The 21,661-nt window shown below is 30.6% G+C and carries 18 protein-coding genes; 6 read left to right on the top strand and 12 right to left on the bottom strand.

The genetic code is table 11. From position 1 onward, the window contains the following. Positions 1–1,665: peptide ABC transporter substrate-binding protein (locus tag B2671_RS13950; protein WP_346870944.1), on the top strand; the 1,665-nt coding region annotated here is incomplete at its 5' end. Positions 1,666–1,810: 145 nt separating this feature from the next. Here the strand turns inward: B2671_RS13950 and B2671_RS13955 are convergent. From B2671_RS13955 to B2671_RS13980, 6 genes are all read right to left on the bottom strand, one after another. Further along, complete coding sequence (locus B2671_RS13955) at positions 1,811–3,508, bottom strand: peptide ABC transporter substrate-binding protein (protein ID WP_346870945.1); 1,698 nt, start codon at positions 3,506–3,508, stop codon at positions 1,811–1,813. Positions 3,509–4,041: 533 nt separating this feature from the next. After that, entirely contained in the window at positions 4,042–5,727 is a 1,686-nt protein-coding gene (locus B2671_RS13960) for a peptide ABC transporter substrate-binding protein (RefSeq protein ID WP_346870946.1), read from the bottom strand. A 673-nt stretch (positions 5,728–6,400) separates the two neighbouring features. Further along, positions 6,401–7,369 carry an ABC transporter ATP-binding protein gene (locus B2671_RS13965; protein WP_346870947.1) on the bottom strand — a complete coding sequence of 323 codons (969 nt, stop codon included), beginning with the start codon at positions 7,367–7,369 and terminating at the stop codon, positions 6,401–6,403. 1 nt (position 7,370) lies between these two features. Beyond that, positions 7,371–8,393 (bottom strand): ABC transporter ATP-binding protein, encoded by a 1,023-nt coding sequence (locus B2671_RS13970; protein WP_346848583.1) that lies wholly within the window; start codon positions 8,391–8,393, stop codon positions 7,371–7,373. A gap of 14 nt (positions 8,394–8,407) precedes the next feature. After that, positions 8,408–9,328 (bottom strand): ABC transporter permease, encoded by a 921-nt coding sequence (locus B2671_RS13975; protein WP_346870948.1) that lies wholly within the window; start codon positions 9,326–9,328, stop codon positions 8,408–8,410. An 11-nt stretch (positions 9,329–9,339) separates the two neighbouring features. Continuing rightward, on the bottom strand, positions 9,340–10,272 hold the full coding sequence (locus B2671_RS13980; protein ID WP_346870949.1) for an ABC transporter permease: 933 nt from the start codon (positions 10,270–10,272) through the stop codon (positions 9,340–9,342). 1,059 nt (positions 10,273–11,331) lie between these two features. On the opposite strand from B2671_RS13980, the gene B2671_RS13985 reads away from it, so the two are divergent. From B2671_RS13985 to dapB, 3 genes are read left to right on the top strand one after another with little or no spacing between them, the layout of a single operon-like run. Next, positions 11,332–12,339: an aspartate-semialdehyde dehydrogenase gene (locus tag B2671_RS13985; RefSeq protein WP_346870950.1), complete on the top strand. Its 1,008-nt coding sequence runs from the start codon at positions 11,332–11,334 to the stop codon at positions 12,337–12,339. Positions 12,340–12,358: 19 nt separating this feature from the next. Next, positions 12,359–13,237: a 4-hydroxy-tetrahydrodipicolinate synthase gene (gene dapA / locus B2671_RS13990; RefSeq protein WP_346870951.1), complete on the top strand. Its 879-nt coding sequence runs from the start codon at positions 12,359–12,361 to the stop codon at positions 13,235–13,237. A gap of 12 nt (positions 13,238–13,249) precedes the next feature. Beyond that, positions 13,250–13,999 (top strand): 4-hydroxy-tetrahydrodipicolinate reductase, encoded by a 750-nt coding sequence (gene dapB / locus B2671_RS13995; RefSeq protein WP_346870952.1) that lies wholly within the window; start codon positions 13,250–13,252, stop codon positions 13,997–13,999. Between the two features lie 278 nt (positions 14,000–14,277). On the opposite strand, the gene B2671_RS14000 is transcribed toward dapB, so the two are convergent. Then, on the bottom strand, positions 14,278–15,426 hold the full coding sequence (locus B2671_RS14000) for a pyridoxal phosphate-dependent aminotransferase (protein WP_346870953.1): 1,149 nt from the start codon (positions 15,424–15,426) through the stop codon (positions 14,278–14,280). 19 nt (positions 15,427–15,445) lie between these two features. Further along, positions 15,446–15,985, bottom strand: a complete 540-nt coding sequence (locus B2671_RS14005; RefSeq protein ID WP_346870954.1) for a cob(I)yrinic acid a,c-diamide adenosyltransferase — start codon at positions 15,983–15,985, stop codon at positions 15,446–15,448. A 225-nt stretch (positions 15,986–16,210) separates the two neighbouring features. Between B2671_RS14005 and dapD the strand changes: the two genes are divergently transcribed. Then, on the top strand, positions 16,211–16,927 hold the full coding sequence (dapD, locus tag B2671_RS14010) for a 2,3,4,5-tetrahydropyridine-2,6-dicarboxylate N-acetyltransferase (protein ID WP_346870955.1): 717 nt from the start codon (positions 16,211–16,213) through the stop codon (positions 16,925–16,927). A 57-nt stretch (positions 16,928–16,984) separates the two neighbouring features. On the opposite strand, the gene B2671_RS14015 is transcribed toward dapD, so the two are convergent. Beyond that, entirely contained in the window at positions 16,985–17,719 is a 735-nt protein-coding gene (locus B2671_RS14015; RefSeq protein WP_346870956.1) for a single-stranded DNA-binding protein, read from the bottom strand. Positions 17,720–17,942: 223 nt separating this feature from the next. Next, on the bottom strand, positions 17,943–18,707 hold the full coding sequence (gene pdaB / locus B2671_RS14020) for a polysaccharide deacetylase family sporulation protein PdaB (RefSeq protein WP_346870957.1): 765 nt from the start codon (positions 18,705–18,707) through the stop codon (positions 17,943–17,945). A gap of 164 nt (positions 18,708–18,871) precedes the next feature. On the opposite strand from pdaB, the gene B2671_RS14025 reads away from it, so the two are divergent. Then, positions 18,872–19,396 carry a DUF4364 family protein gene (locus B2671_RS14025; RefSeq protein ID WP_035133078.1) on the top strand — a complete coding sequence of 175 codons (525 nt, stop codon included), beginning with the start codon at positions 18,872–18,874 and terminating at the stop codon, positions 19,394–19,396. Positions 19,397–19,433: 37 nt separating this feature from the next. Here the strand turns inward: B2671_RS14025 and B2671_RS14030 are convergent, their stop codons facing one another. Both B2671_RS14030 and B2671_RS14035 read right to left on the bottom strand, forming a co-directional pair. Continuing rightward, positions 19,434–20,318, bottom strand: coding sequence for a YncE family protein (locus tag B2671_RS14030; protein WP_346870958.1), 885 nt, complete (start codon positions 20,316–20,318; stop codon positions 19,434–19,436). A gap of 87 nt (positions 20,319–20,405) precedes the next feature. Beyond that, on the bottom strand, positions 20,406–21,661 hold a 1,256-nt coding region (locus B2671_RS14035; RefSeq protein WP_346870959.1), incomplete at its 5' end, for a folylpolyglutamate synthase/dihydrofolate synthase family protein.

The following is a 21,661-nucleotide window of genomic DNA, read 5'->3' on the forward strand; positions in this document are numbered from 1 at the left end:
GCATGTGTTCTTACTTTATCCATAGCATCAACTATAATACTTGGATGTGGTAGATCAAGCAATTCAGAGAACTCTGAGAAAACTAAAGAAGGCACTATTGATGAAAATCAATATATCAATGTACTGTTAGGTGCAGAACCACAAAGTCTAGACCCTTCAAAAACTTACGATGTCTATTCATCATACATCCATACTAATACTATGGAGGCTTTAACTAGATTAGGCGTAGATGAAGATGGCAATGACTTAGTTAAAGAAGGAATATCTAATAAATGGACTCAATCTGAAAATGGCTTAACTTGGACATTTAAGTTGAGAGATGCTAAATGGAGTGATGGGCAACCTGTTACTGCAGATCAGTTTGTGTATGGTATCACTAGAACATTAGATCCAAATGTTGCTTCTCCAATGGGATATTTGCTTTATCCAATAAAAAATGCCGCTAAATTCAATGCTGGTAAATCAAAAGCAGAAGAAGTTGGTGTAAAAGCCATTGATGATCATACTTTAGAAATCACATTAGAATCACCTTGTGCATATTTCTTAAATATGACTTACTTGAAAATAATGGAACCTCAAAGAAAAGACTTAATAGAAAAACATGCAGATAAATATGGCTCAGATACAGACACTTTAATCTTCACTGGTCCATTTAAAATCTCCGAATGGGTACACAACAACAAAATTGAATTAGTAAAAAACCCCGAATATTGGGATGCTGAAAATGTAAAACTTGATAAAGCTACAATGAAAATAATTAAAGAAGAATCTGCTAGAATGAATGAAATATTTAATGGTTCTTTAGATTTAGCTAATGTAAGTTCCAAGGATTGGATTAACAAATTAAATGAAACCGGAAATTTTACAGTCAAAAAAGGTTACGATACTTCAATATGCTATAATTTTTTTAACCAAGAAAATAAATACTTCAAAAATGCAAAAATAAGAAAAGCCTTTCTCATAGCTGAAGATCGTAAAGGTGCAGTTTCAGCATTGTATAGAAACTTAGCAGAACCTTGTACAGCTTGGGTTCCACCATCAGTTAAAGTAGGTGAGGAAGAGTTTAGAAGTGCTACTGATTTTAATCCGGTAACCGAGCTAATAAAAGAAAATCCGGACCCTAAAAAATTACTTATAGAAGGTTTAAAGGAAGAAGGTTTAGATCCAGATCCTTCAAAGCATACTATTAAACTTCTTCAATCTGGCACTAGTTCTTACAGTAAAGAAATGGCAGAATTTTCTCAGGATAATTATAATAAAACATTAGGAGTTAACATTGATGTAGATTATGTGGAATGGGCAATTTTCTGCGATAAGACAGATAATATGGATTATGAATTAGCAGGAATGTCAGTTACTGCTGATTATAATGATCCACTAACTTATTTTGATATGTTCCTTCATGATACTGCTTCCGTTAAAACTGGATGGAAGAACGATAAATATGAAGAGTTAATACAAAAAGCTAGAACTACTTCAGATCAAGAGGCAAGAAAGAAGTTATTCCAAGAAGCAGAAAAAATTTTTATTTATGAAGAGGCAGTGTGTAGTCCAACTACATGGAGATTCAAAAATACTTATATTTATAATTATATAAAAAATTATACTTCTCCAACCTTTGGATCTTTGGATTTAAAAGAAGTGTATACAGAAGGTAGACCATAATATAGAACTATAAAATGAAACTGTGTTTAAATTACTTAAAGAACCTAATTAAACACAGTTTTTTTATTGTATTTATTAAAAACTACAGAAAAGGCTATCTCAAAGAAATGAGATAGCCTTTTTAAAATTATAATAATATTTTATATTATTTTCTACCTGAAGTGTAAGTATATTTTAGATCAACTGTTCCAAATAATGGAGCGCTGTAAGTCTTAACATACTTTCTTACATAAGTGTTTTTAAATCTCCAAGATTCTGGACTTATAACACCATCTTCATATAATAAAATTCTTTCTGCTTGCTTAAATAATTCTGTTCTTTCAGCTGGGTCTACAGTTTTTGCTGCATCAGCTATAAGCTTATCGTATTTAGGATTTGACCATCCTGTCATTACAACGTTAGCTCCAGTTACCCAGAAATCAAGGAATGTGTTAGGGTCATTGTAGTCACCGCCCCATGCCATAGCTGCTACTTGATAATCAAAGTTATCAGTTCTTTCTTGGAATTGTGCCCATTCAACATAATCAACTTTTACTTTTACACCAAGTTTATCTTCATAAACACGTTGTTGGAATTCAGCCCATACTTTATTTTCAGCTGAAGTACCTGATTCTAAGTAGTTAATAGTTATTTTAGATGGATCATCTCCAAGTCCTAATTCTTTCATTCCTTCAATTAATAAAGCCTTTGGATCCGGATTTTCATCTATAAGATCCTTAACTGGAGTATCACCTACTTTATCTCTATAATCTTCTCCGCCTATTTGTACTTTAGGAGGTACGAAAGACATAGCTGGCTCTCCAAGACCTTTTCTTAAAGTTTTAATTTTATTTTCTCTATCTTCAGCTACCATAAATGCTTTTCTTACCTTAGCATTACTAAATAATTTATCTTTATGGTTAAAGAAGGTATAAGTAGTAGAACCATCATATCCTTTTTTAGCCTCAAACTCACCAGTTGCATCAAACTTTTCTATCCATTCTGGTTTAGAAACTGCTCCCATATCTAATGAACCATTAAGTAATTCATTCATTCTAGCAGATTCTTCTTTAATTATTTTCATTGTAGCTTTATCAAGCTTTACATTTTCAGCATCCCAATATTCTGGGTTTTTAGTAAATTCAACCTTATTGTTGTGTACCCATTCAGAGATTATGAATGGTCCACTATATACCATTGTATTTGCTTCAGTACCATATTTATCTCCATGTTGTTTTACTATATCTTCTCTTTGTGGTTGCATTACTTTAAAGTATGTTAAATCTAAGAAGTAAGCACATGGTGAAGTTAATGTAAACTCAATTGTTTTCTCATCTACAGCCTTAACTCCTAAATCTTCTGCTTTAGCTTTACCTGAGTTAAATTCTGAAGCATTTTTAATTGGATATAAAAGGAATGCATATGGTGATGCAGTATTTTGATCTAAAGTTCTAGTGATACCATAAACGAAATCTTGTGCAGTAATTGCTTTTCCATCACTCCATTTAGCATCTCTTAATTTAAATGTCCAAACTGATTTATCATCGTTAGGTGTCCAACTTTCAGCTATACCTTCTATGATTTTATCCTTTCCAGTTTCGTCTTGAACAATTCTTGTTAATGCCTCTTGGCTGTTTGCAAGAACTTGTGATGAATACATATCACTTGATTTTGATTGGTCAATTGTTTTTGGCTCAGCTCCTAATAATAAGTTAAGATACTGTTCTTTATCCATATCTCCAGAAGCAGCAGTCTCTCCACCTTTGCCCTCATCTTTTTTGTCATCTTTACCACAACCTACTAAAGCAACAGAAGTTACCATAGATACAGCTAGTAAAGCAGCTAATATTTTTTTGCTTTTCATGAATAATCCCCCTTCATTAATCATCAATATAATAGATATAATGTCATATCCATCTGATTTAAATTCATTATATATTAACACTTTCACTATTGCAATACCTATTATCTGAATATTTATAAGATTACCTCAATTCGACTTATTGTCTTATATAAATACAAATATCTTACGAAATATTAATACAGCCTCTAATTTTGATTAATAATATTAATATTTTTTAAATTAAAATTTATTTCTTAATTTATTTTACTTTTTTTCGTCTGTTTATTTTTCCTTTTTCTACTTTTTTCTTTGTTAATCGGGTTTTAGTTGCATCTAAATTCGAAATTTGTAATACGAATTTTTTCATTTAATCCCCATATATACTATATACATTATAGTATTTTAGATAATATTATCTTCTTTCCCCTAACTTTTTTAATGCATTAAATTAGAATCCCCTTATAAAACCCACTTTTATAGGCAAAAATATCAAAACATATAAAAAAAGTGAAGCATTCATTATTTGCTTCACTTTCTCTCATTTTAATATAAAATTACTTTCTTCCAGTAGTATAAGTATATTTTAAGTCAATTGTTCCAAATAATGGAGCAGTATAGTTTTTAACATATTTTCTTACATAAGTATTTTTAAATCTCCAAGCTTCTGGACTTACAACACCATCTTCATATAATAGTATTCTTTCAGCTTCTTTGAAAAGTTCAGCTCTTTCATTCGGATCATCACTTTTTCCTGCTTTAGCTATAAGTTCATCATACTTAGGATTTGACCAACCTGTTGGTACAACTCCAGCTGTTGATGTCCACAAATCTAAATATGTGTTAGGATCATTATAGTCTCCAGTCCATGCCATACCTGCAACTTGATAATCAAAATTATCAGTTCTTTCTTGGAATTGTGCCCATTCAACAAAATCAACTTTAACATTAATTCCAAGTTTTTTTGTATAAACTTGTTGTTGGAATTCAGCATATTCTTTAGCTACCGCATCAGTACCTGATTGTAAGTAACTAATAGATATTTTAGATGGATCTTCTCCAAGACCTAGTTCCTTCATACCTTCTATTAATAATGCTTTAGGATCTGTATTTTCATCCATCAATTTTTGAACTGGTAATTCATTTACTTTTGTTCTATATTCTTCTCCACCTATTTGTACAGACTTTGGTACAAATCCTAGAGCAGGTTCGCCAAGACCTTTTCTTAAAGTCTTAATTTTATTTTCTCTATCTTCTGCTATTATAAACGCTTTTCTTACCTTAGCATTACTGAATAATTTATCTTTAAGGTTAAAGAAAGTATATGTAGTTGAACCATCATATCCTTTTTTAGCTTCATATTCACCAGTAGAATCAAACTTTTCTATCCATTCTGGTTTAACTACCGAAGCCATATCTAATGAACCATTAAGCAACTCATTCATTCTTGCAGACTCTTCTTTTATTATTTTCATTGTAACTTTATCAAGTTTTACATTTTCAGCATCCCAATATTCAGGATTCTTAACAAATTCTACTTTATTATTATGTACCCATTCAGATATCATAAAAGGTCCACAATATACCATACTATTAGCTTCTGAACCATACTTATCACCGTGTTCTTTTACTATATCCTCTCTTTGTGGTTGCATTACTTTAAAGTATGTTAAATCAAGGAAGTATGCACATGGTGATGCTAATGTAAACTCAACAGTTTTTTCATCTATAGCTTTAACACCTAAATCTTCTGCCTTAGCTTTACCAGAGTTGAATTCTACAGCGTTAGCTATAGGATATAATAGGAAAGCATATGGTGATGCAGTATTTTGATCTAGAGTTCTAGTAATACCATATACAAACTGTTCTGCAGTAACTGGTTTACCATCACTCCATTTAGCATCTCTTAATTTAAATGTCCAAGTTAATTTATCATCTGAAGTTTCCCAACTTTCAGCTATACCCTTTTCAATTTTATCTTTACCATTTTCATCTTGCACAATTCTTGTTAAAGATTCTTGACAGTTTGCAAGAATTTGTGAAGAATACGAATCACTTGATTTAGATTGGTCAATTGTTTTTGGTTCAGATTGTAAAAGCATATTTAAATATTGTTCAGCATCCGCTTCTCCATTGGTAGCAGTTCCTGCACCCTTTTCTTCACCTTTACCACACCCAACTAATACCACTGATGTTATCATAGATAATGCTAATAATGATGCTAGTATTTTTTTACTCTTCATAAGTAATCCCCCTTAAAATAATTTGGTTTAGTCCAAAAATTAAAAATTTTCTTTCTAAACTCTGCTCATCTTTGCGTTATTCATTGTGCATATTTCTACACATTTCCTCATAACTTTTATTTATATTTATAGTACACTCTTTTTACGACAATGTCAACGTTCACCGCTTCCACTTAAGACATTGTAATTTTAATTTTATTCAATTATATGAATTATCGCCTTTATTTTTTATATAAAATTCCCTATATTTCAACAAAATATTATAAATTCAAGAGTTACTATTAATTCTATTATCATTGATACATCTTATCTTTAAGGTTTTATATTTTTATTTGTCGTAATTTGTAGTTTTTTTCATGATTCAATCATTAAAAGAAGATATATGAATTATATTTTTTAGTAATATTCTTTTTTCTGTATTTTCTTTAAATAATACTCAATTAAATTCAATATACTCTTTACTACTAAACACTCATATATCACCTCCTTTTGTATTATTATTAAAAGATATAGAAATTTATATACCTGGCAATAAAACTCAATAATTGAATAAAGTTGATAGTCATCGGACAAAAGTCTTTGTTGGGAAATACAGTGATTAAAAACATGATTTTGCTAAGTTTTTAAATAAAAAAAGTAAGAGCACTTTAGCACTCTTACTTTTTTATTCAAATTATAATATATGACATGCAGCAAAGTGGTTTGGCTCAATTTCTTTAAACTCAGGAGTTTTTTCACTACATATAGGTTTTGCATATCTACATCTTGGTGCAAATCTACAACCTGGTTTAGGATTTATTGGGCTTGGCACTTCTCCCTCTAGAGGTATTCTTGCTTTTTTCTTAGTTGCATCAGGATCAGGAATTGGAATTGCTGATAATAACGCTTGAGTATATGGATGTAAAGGCTTATCATATAAATCTTTACTACTAGCAAGTTCTACCATAGTTCCTAAATACATAACTCCAACTCTATCAGATATATGTTTAACCATTGATAAGTCATGGGCTATGAATAAATATGTTAATCCTAATTCATTTTGCAATTTTATTAGTAAGTTAACAACTTGCGCTTGAATAGATACATCTAGAGCAGATATAGGCTCATCACAAACTATGAAGTCTGGTTCTATAGCAAGAGCTCTTGCTATTCCTATCCTCTGTCTTTGTCCACCTGAAAACTCATGAGGGAATCTAGATGCGTGCTCTTTATTTAGTCCTACTAATTGTAGTAATTCATAAATTCTAGCTTGTCTTTCATTACCTTTGTGAAGATTATGAATATCTATTCCTTCCCCAATAATATCTCCAACAGTCATTCTTGGGTTTAGTGATGCATAAGGGTCTTGGAATATTATTTGAGCTCTTCTAGTAAATTCTTTTTTCTGTTTTTTATCGTATTTACTAATATCATCTCCATCAAATAATATTTCACCACCTGTAGCTCCATAAAGTCCCATTACAGTTCTTCCACAAGTTGTTTTACCACAACCTGATTCTCCAACAAGACCTAATGTTTCACCTTTAAATATGTTAAAGCTAACGTCATCTACTGCCTTAAGTGTTGCATTCCTACCAACTTCGAAATATTTTTTAAGATTCTTTACTTCAATTAAAACTTGTTTTTTATTTGATTCAGCCATCTTATTCACCTCTTCTTAACGCTTCTGGAACTTCAACCTTAGGTGCCATTGGGTGTTTTAACCAACACAACACTTGGTGATCGTTCTCTACATTAGTTACTTCTGGCATTTCCTCTAAACATATTTGCATACAATATTCACATCTTGCAGCAAAGGGACATCCAACTGGTGGTTTAACTAAGTCTGGCGGAGTACCGTTTAAAGCGTAAAGCGTATCCTTATTTTTTGTCTCAAGTCTTGGAACTGATTGAAGTAATGCCCATGTATAAGGGTGTTGCGGATTTGCAAATATTTCTTCTACAGTACCTCTTTCGATAACTTGTCCCGCATACATTACTTGAATTCTATCCGCAGTATCTGCTACTACTCCAAGATCGTGAGTAATAAGTATAACTGCAGTTCCTAGTTTCTTTTGAAGATCTCCTATAAGATCCATTATTTGAGCTTGTATTGTAACATCTAGAGCAGTAGTTGGCTCGTCCGCAATAAGTATCTTAGGATTACATGCAAGAGCTATAGCTATCATAGCTCTTTGTCTCATACCGCCTGAGAATTCATGCGGATATTGATGAGCTCTCTTATCAGCATTTGGTATATTAACAAGATCAAGCATTTTTATTGCTTCTTTCATAGCTTCAGCTTTATTCATACCTCTATGAATTATTAAACTCTCAGCAATTTGCTTACCAACTGTCATTGTAGGATTTAATGAAGTCATAGGATCTTGGAATATCATAGATATATCTGATCCTCTTAATTTTCTTAATTCCTTCTCGTTCATATCTAAAATATTTTTACCCTCAAAAATGATTTTAGAATCTTTTTTAATTTCTGCTGGCATTGGTTCTGGTAACAGTCTCATTATAGCCTTTGATGTAACTGTTTTTCCACAACCCGATTCTCCAACTATAGCTAAAGTTTCACCCTTATCAAGATGAAAATCTACACCTCTTACTGCTTTTACTTCACCCGCATAGGTATGAAATGAAACTTGTAAATTTTCTATATCTAAAATTCTTTCCATTTGCCATTCCCCCCTTATTGACGTAATTTAGGATCTAGTGCGTCTCTTAAACCATCACCTAATAAATTAAAAGATAGCATTGTTAACGAAATCGCTAAGGCAGGGAAAATTAATTGATAAGCGTAGAACATTATGGTCTGTTGTCCTGCTGCAGCAAGAGCTCCCCAACTTGTCATCGGTGATTGAACACCTATTCCTAAGAAACTTAAGAAAGCTTCTGAAAATATAAATGCTGGTATATCAAATGTTATAGCAACAATCATAACACCTAAAGTATTTGGAACTAAGTGTTTTGCTATTACTCTTGAAGCATTTGCTCCTAGTGCTTTTGCAGCAAGTACATATTCTTGCTCCTTAATTTGTAAAAGTTGTCCCCTTACAAGTCTAGCCATATAGCACCATCCTGTGATGGTCATAGCTATAATAAGTGGCATCATACTACCACCATCCATGATAACTCTGATAAGTATAACCAATACTAGGTATGGAATACTAACTAAAATTTCTAGTATTCTCATCATGATATCATCAGCAATTCCACCAAGATATCCAGATATACCACCATAAATTGTTCCTACAACAGTATCGATAACGGCTCCAATTAACCCTATAGCGATAGATATTCTACCACCTATCCAAACTCTTGTAAACAAATCTCTACCTAAGCTATCTGTTCCAAACCAATATGTTGCGTTTGGTTTTAAATTTAACATATCATTATTTGTAGCTTGATATTCAAATTTACTTATCATAGGTCCTATTATTGTCATCAATGCAATTATTCCTAATAACACCAACGAAAGCATTGCAACTTTATTCTTTTTAAGTCTTCTCCATGCATCTTGCCAGTAGGTCATACTAGGTCTAAGCATTCCCTCTGAATCTAGGTTATCACAACCTATAATTTGAAATTTTTCTTTTGAAAACTCTCCCATACTTATCCCTCCTAACGCTTTCCACTTGATACTCTTATTCTTGGGTCAACTAATCCATAAATTATATCAACTAAGAATAATGCAACTATAAATAATGCTGATACAAATATTGATTGTCCCATTATCATAGTATAATCTCTATCCGTAATTGATGATACGAAATATTGTCCAAGTCCCGGTATTGAAAATATGCTTTCAACTACGAAGGAACCTGTAAATATACTAGCAACCTGTGGTCCTAGAAGGGTAATAGCTGGTAAAATAGCATTCCTTATAACATGTTTAAATACTAAACTAACATTAGAAACCCCTTTAGCCTTAGCTGTTATTATATAATCTTGTCCAATAACATCCAAACAGTTAGCTCTCATATATCTTGCATAAGTGGCTATAGGAGCTAAACTTAATGCTATGGTAGGTAATATAGTGTGCTTAAACTCGCCCCACCCTGTTGTTGGCAACCATCTTAATTTAACTGTGAAGAAGAATTGCAATAATGATGCTACAACAAAACTTGGTACAGATATACCAACTATAGCTATGAACATTACTAAATAATCTGGCCATTTTCCTCTTTTAAATGCTGCTACAATACCTAATAAGATACCTATTGTAACTCCCAGTATAAGACCTTGTCCTCCAATTCGTGCTGAAATAGGTGCATGTCTCATAATAGTCTCTGTAATATCTCTTCCCGGAGATGCTAGAGATTGTCCTAAATCTCCCTTGACAGCATTCTTAACAAATAATCCGTATTGAGTTAAAAGTGGCTTATCTAATCCATATTTAGCATAGTAGTTAGCTTTTATTTGCTCTGGAAGCTTTCTTGCCGCAACCGCAAGTGGATCTCCAGGCATAGCATGGATAAGCATAAATGTTATTGATGATGCAATGAATAATGTCAATAACATATATCCAAATCTTTTTAGAGTAAATTTAAACATCGTCATCCCTCCATTTTTAAGTAAAAATATGCAATAAAATCCCCATCTACTGCATTTCCCCCAACATTAACCTTTTTCTACCTTAAGCACAATGAGACATTATTAGAAATTACATCTCACCTATAGACTCCTATAAATGAAATGTAAATATTTAAGACACCCTTAAGCTTACTAATGATATCGTATACAAAGTCGTTGTTTTATAATTTGCAACATTATGTATTATGATATTATAAAAACTTTAGCACTTTTTATTCTTTTTTGTCTCATATCAACGTTTAAAATGTAATGCATTATTTTCCCTTACTAACACCTCCCACACTATTAATAAAATCTAGTAAGGCTTCATTCCTTTAACATTACTAAAACACATTTAAGATGCTATTATGAAACTAGTAAAACTGATTTATTTAAATAGTTAGTTCCTTTCAAATATTTTGACAATTGCCACAATATCAAAGCCACTTCCTTTTCAAAAGCAACACTAAGAAATTATTCCTCAGTATTTTAATCATTCATAAATATTTCATAGTTAATATGTGGTTATGTATTTTAGTAGTTATAATTGTTAAAAGTATGAAAATAAAAATAATAATAAATTCATTTTTTATAATATTAACACAGGGTTCTGTAAGTTGTCAAACTATTTTAATACATAATTTGTTCTTAAGATTACAAATTGCAACAAAATATTAGATAATATATTAAATTCATATTAGTTAATCTTCCATACACCTTCATATTTTTACATATTTAAACATATGTATCTTTTTATTTAAAATATTATCTTGCGAATTTTTAATATGATTCATTTATATCTAAAATCTTATTATCTGCTCTTTAAATTGACCTAACACTTCCTTACTTTTATCCTCCCCTCAACAATCTGGGTTTAATAATATCTACATACATTGTATTATGCTTTTACTTCCATTGACATCTTTGGTATATATCTCTGCTATAATAAAAATTTTATATATAAATTTAATAAAGTTATATAACTTTATCTACTTAAGTTATATAATGTATTATAAATATAAGTTAAGTGAGGTGGTATTTTTGAAATACAATGTTGCTATAGTCGGGGCTACCGGAATGGTGGGAAGACAATTCATAAATATTTTAGCTGAAAGAAATTTTCCCATAGAAAATTTATATCTTTTTTCATCTGCCAGGTCTGCTGGAACTTCTATACACTTTAATGGAAAAGATATATTGGTAGAAGAACTTAAGAAAGAAAATATAATTAGTAAAAAAATTGATTTAGCTCTTTTTTCAGCTGGTGGAGATGTCAGTTTAGAATTTGCTCCTATATTCGCAGAACACAATACCGTAGTTATAGATAATAGTAGTGCCTGGAGAATGGATCCTAAAGTTCCTCTAGTAGTTCCTGAGGTTAATGGTGAAGATATTAAATGGCATAATGGTATTATTGCTAATCCTAACTGTTCTACTATTCAAGCAATGGTTGCTCTTAAACCTCTTGATATTAAATATGGAATAAAAAGAGTTGTATACTCAACTTATCAAGCTGTTTCCGGTGCTGGAGTTCAAGGGTTTAATGATCTAAAGGATGGAGTATCTAATGTTCCTCCTAAGAAATTTCAATATCCTATAGCCTATAATGTAATACCTCAAATTGATGTATTCTTAGATAATGGTTATACAAAGGAAGAAATGAAGATGATAAATGAAACTCATAAAATTCTTCATAATGATCAAATCAAGGTTACTGCTACCACAGTAAGGGTACCTGTATTCCATGGTCATAGCGAAAGTATTAACGTAGAATTGGAAAACATTTTTGAATTGGATGATATTTTCAACTTATTTAAAGCTCTACCTGGAATTACTGTAATGGATGATATAAAAAATAATATTTATCCTATGCCTATAGATATAGAAGGTCAGAATGACGTTTATATTGGAAGAATCAGACGTGATTTTAGTGTTGATAACGGTGTTAACCTATGGGTTGTAGCTGATAATATTAGAAAAGGTGCTGCCCTTAATGCAGTACAAATTGCAGAAGTTTTTATAAATGAAAATTTAATAAAAGAAATATAATGATTTAAGAGGTGTATATATGAGTATTTTTAAAGGTTCTGGTGTTGCAATTGTAACTCCATTTAGCAAAGACGGTGTAGACTTTCCTAAATTAAAAGAATTATTAGAATGGCATATTGAAAATGGAACTGATGCTATCATAGTATGTGGTACAACTGGAGAAGCATCTACTATGACAGAAGCTGAGAGAAAAGAAACTATAAAATTCACTGTAGATACAGTTAATAAAAGAATCCCTGTTATAGCCGGTACTGGTAGTAATAACACTATGGCTTCTGTTAAAATGAGCATCTACGCTGAGTCTGTTGGTGTAGATGGACTTTTAGTAATTAACCCTTACTATAATAAGACTTCAGCAAAAGGTTTAATTGCTCATTTTAAAACTATTGCTGAAGCTGTTAATACTCCTATAGTAGTATATAATGTACCATCTAGAACTGGCATGAATATTTCACCAAAGGCTCTCCATGAACTTTGTCAGCTAGATAATATTGTTGCTGTAAAGGAAGCTAGTGGAAATATAAGCCAAATTGCAGAAATAAAATATCTCTGTGGAGATAAATTAGATATATACTCTGGAAACGATAATGAAATTTTACCAACTCTTGCTATAGGAGGACTTGGAATAATATCAGTTATTGCAAATATTGTACCTAAAGATGTTCATAATATATGTGAATTATTCTTTAATGGAGAAATAAAAGCAGCTCAAGATTTGTTTTTAAAAACTATCCCTTTAACTAATGCATGTTTCTGTGAAACAAACCCTATTCCTATAAAAACTGCCTTAAATCTTATGGGTAGAAGTGTTGGAAACTTAAGACTTCCATTAGTTGATATGGATGATAATAATTTAGAGACTTTGAAAGAAGCTCTAAAAAACTACCACTTATTATAAAGGAGACTATACATGGTAAAGATTTTATTAGTTGGATGTAACGGAAAAATGGGTCATATGATTTCAAAGGTAGCTTCTACTTCTGAAACATTAAATATTCAAGCTGGAGTAGATATGAATACAGAATCTAATTTTAATTACTCTATTTATGATTCCATAGATAAAGTAACAGAAGAAGTAGATGTAATTCTAGACTTCTCACGACCTTCCAGTTTAGACTCTATATCAAAATATGCTTTAGCTCACTCATTACCAGTAGTATTTTGCACTACTGGCTATACGGAAGAACAAATAGTTCATATTAAGAATCTACAAAATTTAATTCCTGTGTTCTATTCTGCTAATATGTCTATAGGAATTAATATAGTAAATAATTTATTAAAATCTATTAGCAATAAACTATATACAGATTTTGATATTGAGATAATAGAAAAACATCACAATCAAAAGGTAGATGCTCCAAGTGGTACTGCACTACTTCTTGCAAATACTATAAAGGACTCTATAGAAGAAGAAACAACCTTCAACTATGGTAGAGAAGGAATCTCTAAAAGAGAACACAAGGAAATAGGAATTCATGCAATTCGTGGTGGAAATATTATAGGTGACCATGAAGTTATATTTGCTGGTATGGGTGAGGTAATTGAAATTAAACACTCAGCTATTTCAAGAGAAGTATTCGCTGTAGGTGCTTTAAAGGCTTGTGAATATGTTCATAACAAGCCAAAAGGCATATATTCTATGGACGATGTAGTTAAATAGTAAATCAAATTTAGTTCAAATAAAAAGTGTTATGAAATCTATATTTTCATAACACTTTTATTTAATATTTATTTATCCGATGACTACCAGCTCTAATACTCCCATCTTCTTCAAAGTGGGGGTAAAGAGCAGTTACGTCCCTTGATAACGATTTCCCCTAAAGGACAACGAATTCTAAGTATCGAAAATACTGATACTAAGAATTCTGTTAGTAAGCTTCAGAGGGAGTGAAAACTCCTTCTGAAGCAAAGAACTCTGTTTATCTTTTATATTTCCCCTTAGTTAAGCTTTATCTGATTTAACCACTGTTCCATTAAATCTAAAGATAATTTTAAATCTTCCATGCTGTAGCAATAAGAAATTCTAACATAACCTTCTCCACCTTTTCCAAATGCAGTTCCTGGCACTACAGCTACCTTAGTATCCTCAAGTAGCTTATCACAAAAATCTTCACTACTAAATCCAAAGGATTTTATACACGGAAATATATAAAATGCTCCCTCTGGTCTTATAACTTCAAGTCCCATAGAAACTAGTCTATCATAGACATAATCCCTTCTTATCTTTAAATCTGATTTTATATGTTCTATATGGTACATAGACTTCCTAAGTCCTTCTAAAGCTCCATATTGACCAATAGACGGTGCACATGACACATTGTATTGATGAACCTTTATTATGCTATTTAATATCCATTCCGCAGCACATACATATCCTATTCTAATTCCTGTCATGGAAAACATTTTTGAAAATCCACCTATAAGTATAAGTTTATCTTTTAACTTTCCATACTGTGATATAGAGTTAAATTCTCCAAATATAATAGAGCTATAAATTTCATCACTTACAATTAATACATCTTTATCTTTTAATATATTAAATAATCTATCACATTGATCCTTGGTCAAAAGTTGTCCTGTAGGATTTGATGGATAAGATACTACCATTACCTTAGGACATTCTTTCTCTATGACTCTCTCCAATTGCTCCATATCTACAGATAAATCTTCCTTAATATTATAATTTATAACCTCTCCACCAAGAATCTTAACACAATTTTCATAGGCAGGATATGCAATGGAAGGTATTAGAACTTTATCTCCAGGATTTAATATTCCAGTAAAAGTAGATAATAATCCTTCACTTCCTCCTACAGTTACACATATTTCTTTCTTAGAGAAATTTATATTTAAAGATTTTAGATACTTAGAAATTTCTTCTCTTAACTCTTCTATCCCAGCGTTAGGTGTATAAGTAGTTCTATCTTCATCAAGGGAATTTTTCATAGCCTCTTTTATTTCCACAGGTATTTTAAAATCTGGCTCACCTAGAGTTAGTGATATAGCTCCTTCTATCTTAGCAACCTTATTATAAAATTTCCTTATTCCTGATATTTCTATATTGTCTATATTACTTGACAACCTCATAATTTATACCTTATACTCCTTAGAATTCTATTCCTCTTCTTGCTGGAACCCCTTCATTAAAGTAGTGTTTAAGATCCTTCATTTCAGTAACTAAATTAGCTCTTTGCATTATTGATTCTGGAACATTTCTACCTGTCATTATAAGTTCTACATCATCTGGTTTTTTATCTATCAGTTCTATTAATTGTTCTTCTGTAATTAATTCATTAGATAAAGTTCCCATTATCTCATCCATTATCAATATATCACAATTTCCTTCTTCCAACTGTTTTATACAGAACTTATACGCTTCTTGGATATCCTCTTTTAGCTCTAACTTTTCTTGATCATTTAATGTCCAGAAAAACCCTCTAGGTCTTTCAAATCTATGAATAGTAAAATATGGAGCCATAAGTTTAGCTGACTCTAATTCTCCTGTTGCATCACTTTTTAAAAACTGAACCATACATACTCTATATTTATTTCCAGCAGCTCTAGTTGCAAGTCCCACTGCTGCTGTAGTTTTTCCTTTTCCGTTTCCAGTATATATTTGAATATATCCTTTGTTTAAATTTCCCATATATTTACCTCCTAGGTCTACTTTTTTTAATTTTATTATATCATTTACAAATAAAATATTCCATTATATATGATTTTTATGATATAACTATAGATATACTATATTGATAAATTAAATATACTAAGTATTATATTCAAAAATATCTTATTTATTTATAATTATTGTTGAGTTTTTTAGGATAATATATAAATGAATATATATTACTTGTCGAAAGGAGTTAGAGGTATGGAATATAATTTTACTGATCCATATGAAATTGCTAGATTTATAAAGGAGTCAAAGAAATCAACCCCTGTGAAAGCTTATGTTAAAGGTGATCTAAAGGATTGTAACTTTGAAAATGTAGACTGTTTTGGCGAAGGTAGCTTCTATGTTTTATTTGGCGATAGCGCTGATATAAATAATTTTTTAGATGCAAATAAAGAAAAGATACATAACTACAGGCTTGAATCTGATAGAAGAAACTCAGCTATACCTATGCTTGATACAAGAAGTATAAATGCTAGAATTGAGCCAGGTGCAATAATCCGTGATAGAGTTTCTATTGGAAATAATGCTGTTATTATGATGGGTGCTGTTATTAACATAGGTGCTGAAATCGGTGATGAAACCATGGTAGATATGAATGCTGTTGTAGGTGCTAGAGGAAANNGAAAACTTGGTAAAGGGGTCCACCTTGGAGCTGGAGCAGTAGTTGCTGGAGTTTTAGAACCGCCTAGCAAGTCTCCATGTGAAATTGGTGACCATGTACTTATAGGAGCTAATGCAGTAATCTTAGAAGGTGTAAAAATAGGAAATCATTCAGTAGTAGCTGCTGGTGCTATCGTTACAACAGATGTACCTGAAAATGTAGTTGTAGCCGGCTCTCCAGCTAAAATAATTAAACATGTAGATGATAAAACTAAGAGTAAAACTGAAATCTTAGCTGATTTAAGAAAATAATAAATTATAAAATANNTGAGGACTTCTTCATGATAGCTTTTTAGTTGATTTATCTCATTAAATAACTTCTTTCTCTTCATTATCATTTAAATTTGTTTCTTGTATATTGTTACTCTCATCTGTAGATGTATCATTGTCCACTTTTCCTATAATAGTTACATTATCTCTATTTTCGTCAGTAACTCTTTCCATTTTAGAGATTGAAACTTCATAGGCAATTTTTTTAACTACATCTGTATCTGAAACTTTCTTTTGATATTCCCTACTTTGTAATCTTCCCCAAATTCTAATGTTATCCCCTACTTCTAAACTCTTACAAAATCTAGAGTTCCTTCCCCAAGCGATAGTAGGAATGTAATCTGATTTATTGTACAATCTATTAACAGCTAATAACATATCTGCTATCTCTCTGCCAAATGGTGTTGTTCTGTAAACGGGTGCCTTGCAAATATATCCATCTAAGAAAATTTGATTTGGATTTTTTCCTCTTTCTTCAAGTTGGCGAATATCTCTTGCAAATACAGTTAATATAAGTCTATTGGCACCATCCACAAACTTGTTATAGGATCTAAGCTGTCCATCTATTACAAGCTCACTTCCAATACTTACATCAATTCCTGCAATTAATCTTTCAGATACTGTAATTACTAATATGTCAGAAGTATCACTAAGTCTTGAAACCTCAAATTCAAAATTGTAAAATCCCTCTCCATACATTTCGTGGCTAAACTCTAAATCTGAGATAACTTTTCCCTCTAAGTAAATTTTGTTATTAAAAATATTATTATCCATGGTAACCCCTCTTTCCCTTGGTTTTTTAGTAAAATTTACTATAATTTATATTCATAAAAAATAAAAATATAACTATTTATAGTAAAAATCAAATATTTTTCTTATAGTTCTATTTACATTACCCCCGTGAATTAATTATAGAATAATTGTCTAAATTTTACAACATTTAATTTTCAAAAATTCACATTTTTTAGTTTTATAATTATAATATGCAATAATTTTGTCAATTTTCATTTATTATTTGTTTTCCTGTATGATCTAAATAATAATTATCACTATATATTAAGTTAGACACTGTAATAAATTCATAACCCATAGCTTGGTATCTTTCAATTATTTTCGGCAAATTTTCTGTGGTGTACTTTCCATCATTATGAAATAGTAGTATAGAGCCTTCCCTTGCCTTTGATACTATTCTTTCATATTCTATATCTGCTCCATTAGCCTTCCAGTCAACACTATCAACATCCCACTGTATTGCCTTTAACCCTGTACTTTGTATAGCTTCTACTGAAGTATCATTATATGAGCCTGATGGAAATCTAAATGTTTTAGGCATTTCTCCAGTCAAATTTAATATTTTAGCATTAGCTATTTCTAAATCCTTAATTATATTCTCCTTTGTCATATTTGTATAATCAGGATGCTTATTAGAATGATTTCCTATTTCATGTCCTCTCTTTGAAATTTCTATTACTTTGTCTGGATAATCATCACACCATAATCCGATAATATAAAATGTGGCCTTTACATTATATTTATCTAGAACATCTAGAATTTCATTAGTTTTATCATCACCCCAATTAACATCAAAGGTTATAGCCATCTTCTTTTCTTTTGTGTCTACTGAATAAATAGGTACCTTTCTACCTGTTGGAATAAAGGTCTCCTTATAAAATACACGTCCCATAATACTTATACACACTATTAATATTAACAATGCTAAATAAGTTGTTATTTTTATTTTAATTCTATTAGATCTATACATATTCCTCCTTTACTTATAAACATACTTTCTATAAAATTATATTCATAATCAGTTATTATATGCTATACTATAGCATGTAAACTTAATTCATATTTAATAAATATGTGTTATAATTTAATATAATAAATATGTATAAAAGTACATGGTTTAAAGGAGGTTACTTTATGTTTGATAATTCTTTGAACTTAGCAGAAAACAAGCTTCTACTGTTGCATATAATAGATAAAGTTGATTTACCTATATCAAACATACAACTTACAGAAATTGTCCTTGAAAATAATTTTATAAATTATTTTACACTGCAAGAATATATAGATGATTTAATCTCGTCTCAACTAATAAATAAAATTAATTATAAAGATAAAGATAGATTAGTAATATCAAGTAAAGGTAAGGAAGTCCTATCTTTATTTAAAAATAGATTATCTAAGGATAGTTTAAGTAAATTAAATTCTTATATAGATGGGAAAATGAATCTAATAAAAAAAGAGGCTACAATTTCAGCTGATTACACCATTGAAAATTCTAATAGTTATGTAGTTAGCCTAGGTGCTTCTGAAAATAATATCCCTCTCATGGAAATTAAGGTAACAGTGGCATCAAATAAACAAGCCAGAGAGTTATGTTCCAAATGGAAAGCTAACCCCTCTGACTTATACACTAAGATTATTAAAGTTTTAACTGAGTAATTTTTATTAAGCTCATTATAAATCTACCCTTAGTATTTTAATCTATAATCATCCCTGTAGGCTGGCCCTTTAATGGGATGATTAATTTTTCATGATTATCATTTTTATTAATTCTCATTACCAAATCATTATAGCTATCTCCTACGTAAATATACCTTTCATCGCAAATTATTCCTCTAGGCATACCACCAATTCTTATACTCTTTACATTTATAAAATTTATAATATCAATAATAGATATAGTTCCATCACCATAGTTAGATACATAGCAATACTTTTCATCGCAATACATATCAAAAGGACAATTTCCTACTGATAATCTATGTATTACTTTATGATTTCTGCTTGATATAACACTTACACACCCCTTATCCAAACTGCCTGCACTACTTTCACAAACAAGAATATAATCCCCATTTAAGGTAAATAACGCTTTTGTTGGTGCTTGCCCTACCTTTATGTTTTTAATGTCACTACCATATAACGAATCAAATACAGTGATTGTATCATCACCATTATTGGCTACAACTATTTCATTGCTGTGATTACAACAGTCAATACTATGTGGAGAGTCTCCACAAGGAATAATCTCTATTATTTCTTTTTTATTCAAATCAAAAGTCACTACATTATTTGAGTCTCCGCAAATAATATATAAATGGTTTCCCAAGGCGCAAATATCTCTACAGTTTCTTCCTAAATAATAGCTATAGGATTTTAAATCCTTCAAATTAACTATAGACACTGAACCATCGTAACAATTTGAAGTGAATAATTGATCCCCTTGTATACATAATCCATGAGGACCTACTTTATTTTCATTAACTCCTTCTAACTTTATAACATCTTCTAATGCAAACTTTTCTATACCAATTTTGTTAATGCTATCTTGAGTTGTATTACAAATATATAAGTACCTCATTGGAATCCCTCCTCACATTATACTATGAAGGAACCTTCCATTATGCTACGAAAAATTTGTTACACCATAAATATATTATATTTAAAATTAATTATAATTTCTTATTATCTTCCTCATATCTCCTACCATATAGAGAGAACCAGATATGACTAGTAAAGTATCTTCATCACAATAGGAAAGTGCTTTAATGTAAGCTTCTTCATAATCCATAATAGCTTCACACTCTCTATTGCAAATATTAATCTTCTCCTTTAAATCTTCACATAGCTCAGCTCTCTCACTATGAGGAGTTACAGCTATAATTTTTTCTGCTTTAGGACATATTATATTTATCATTTCATCTACTTGCTTATCTGCTAAAACTCCTATTATTAACACTAGTTTTTTATATTTAAAATAAATTTCTATACTTTCAGTTAATTTCCTTATACCATCAATATTATGAGCACCATCAATTACCACTAAAGGATTTTTTCTCATAATTTCTAATCTACCTGGCCATTTAACTCGGGATAAACCATTTGTTATACTTTCCTTTGTAATATTAACTCCAAGATCTACTAAAACTTCACAAGCATTTATAACAACATTACAATTTTGAACCTGATAAGTTCCTAAAAGAGATAATTTAACATTATAACTGTCTCTTTCTGTTATAATGTTTAAATTTTGAACCACTGTATTTTCCTTATACTCTCCTACTTTAACTAAAGATGCATTTTCTCTTTTCACTTTTATAAGTGGTGAATTTTTTTCTTTACAAATGTTCTCTATGACTTTAGTTACTTTATCTTCCTGTGGATATAAAACTACTGGAGTATTATTTTTAATAATTCCACCCTTTTCATAAGCAATTTCCTCTAAGGTATTTCCTAAAATATTCATATGATCATAACTTATAGAGCCAATTATAGATAAAATTGGCTCTATAACATTAGTAGAGTCTAGTCTTCCTCCAAGTCCTACCTCTACAACAACAAAATCAGCCTTCATTTTATAAAAATATAAAAATCCCGCACAAGTTATTATCTCAAACTCAGTAGGGTTACCATAACCTAAAGTAGTTACTTCTTCAACGGCCATTGAAACTTCTGTAACTATCCTAGCTAAATCTTCCTTGGGAATATTCTTATTATTTATCTGAATACGCTCTTCAAACTCTTCAATATAAGGAGATATATAGCATCCTACTTTGTACCCACTATGTATTAATATCTTTGTAATCATAGATGCGGTTGAACCTTTACCATTAGTTCCTGCCACATGAATAGTTTTAATCTTCTTATGTGGGTTTCCAAGGAGTTCTAGTATCTTTTCTGTTCTTTCCAAGCCCAGTTTACTTT

This window comes from Clostridium sp. UBA5119 (assembly GCF_002414285.1).
Classification (GTDB): domain Bacteria; phylum Bacillota; class Clostridia; order Clostridiales; family Clostridiaceae; genus Clostridium_J; species Clostridium_J sulfidigenes.

Excerpts from the sequence above, each read along its gene's own strand:
- dapA (WP_346870951.1), top strand. The coding sequence starts at position 12,359 with ATGAGTATTTTTAAAGGTTCTGGTGTTGCAATTGTAACTCCATTTAGC.
- B2671_RS13980 (WP_346870949.1), bottom strand. The coding sequence starts at position 10,272 with ATGTTTAAATTTACTCTAAAAAGATTTGGATATATGTTATTGACATTA.
- B2671_RS14005 (WP_346870954.1), bottom strand. The coding sequence starts at position 15,985 with ATGGGAAATTTAAACAAAGGATATATTCAAATATATACTGGAAACGGA.
- B2671_RS13975 (WP_346870948.1), bottom strand. The coding sequence starts at position 9,328 with ATGGGAGAGTTTTCAAAAGAAAAATTTCAAATTATAGGTTGTGATAAC.
- B2671_RS14030 (WP_346870958.1), bottom strand. The coding sequence starts at position 20,318 with ATGAGGTACTTATATATTTGTAATACAACTCAAGATAGCATTAACAAA.
- pdaB (WP_346870957.1), bottom strand. The coding sequence starts at position 18,707 with ATGTATAGATCTAATAGAATTAAAATAAAAATAACAACTTATTTAGCA.
- B2671_RS13970 (WP_346848583.1), bottom strand. The coding sequence starts at position 8,393 with ATGGAAAGAATTTTAGATATAGAAAATTTACAAGTTTCATTTCATACC.
- B2671_RS13955 (WP_346870945.1), bottom strand. The coding sequence starts at position 3,508 with ATGAAAAGCAAAAAAATATTAGCTGCTTTACTAGCTGTATCTATGGTA.
- dapB (WP_346870952.1), top strand. The coding sequence starts at position 13,250 with ATGGTAAAGATTTTATTAGTTGGATGTAACGGAAAAATGGGTCATATG.
- B2671_RS13965 (WP_346870947.1), bottom strand. The coding sequence starts at position 7,369 with ATGGCTGAATCAAATAAAAAACAAGTTTTAATTGAAGTAAAGAATCTT.
- B2671_RS14000 (WP_346870953.1), bottom strand. The coding sequence starts at position 15,426 with ATGAGGTTGTCAAGTAATATAGACAATATAGAAATATCAGGAATAAGG.
- B2671_RS14025 (WP_035133078.1), top strand. The coding sequence starts at position 18,872 with ATGTTTGATAATTCTTTGAACTTAGCAGAAAACAAGCTTCTACTGTTG.
- B2671_RS14015 (WP_346870956.1), bottom strand. The coding sequence starts at position 17,719 with ATGGATAATAATATTTTTAATAACAAAATTTACTTAGAGGGAAAAGTT.
- B2671_RS13960 (WP_346870946.1), bottom strand. The coding sequence starts at position 5,727 with ATGAAGAGTAAAAAAATACTAGCATCATTATTAGCATTATCTATGATA.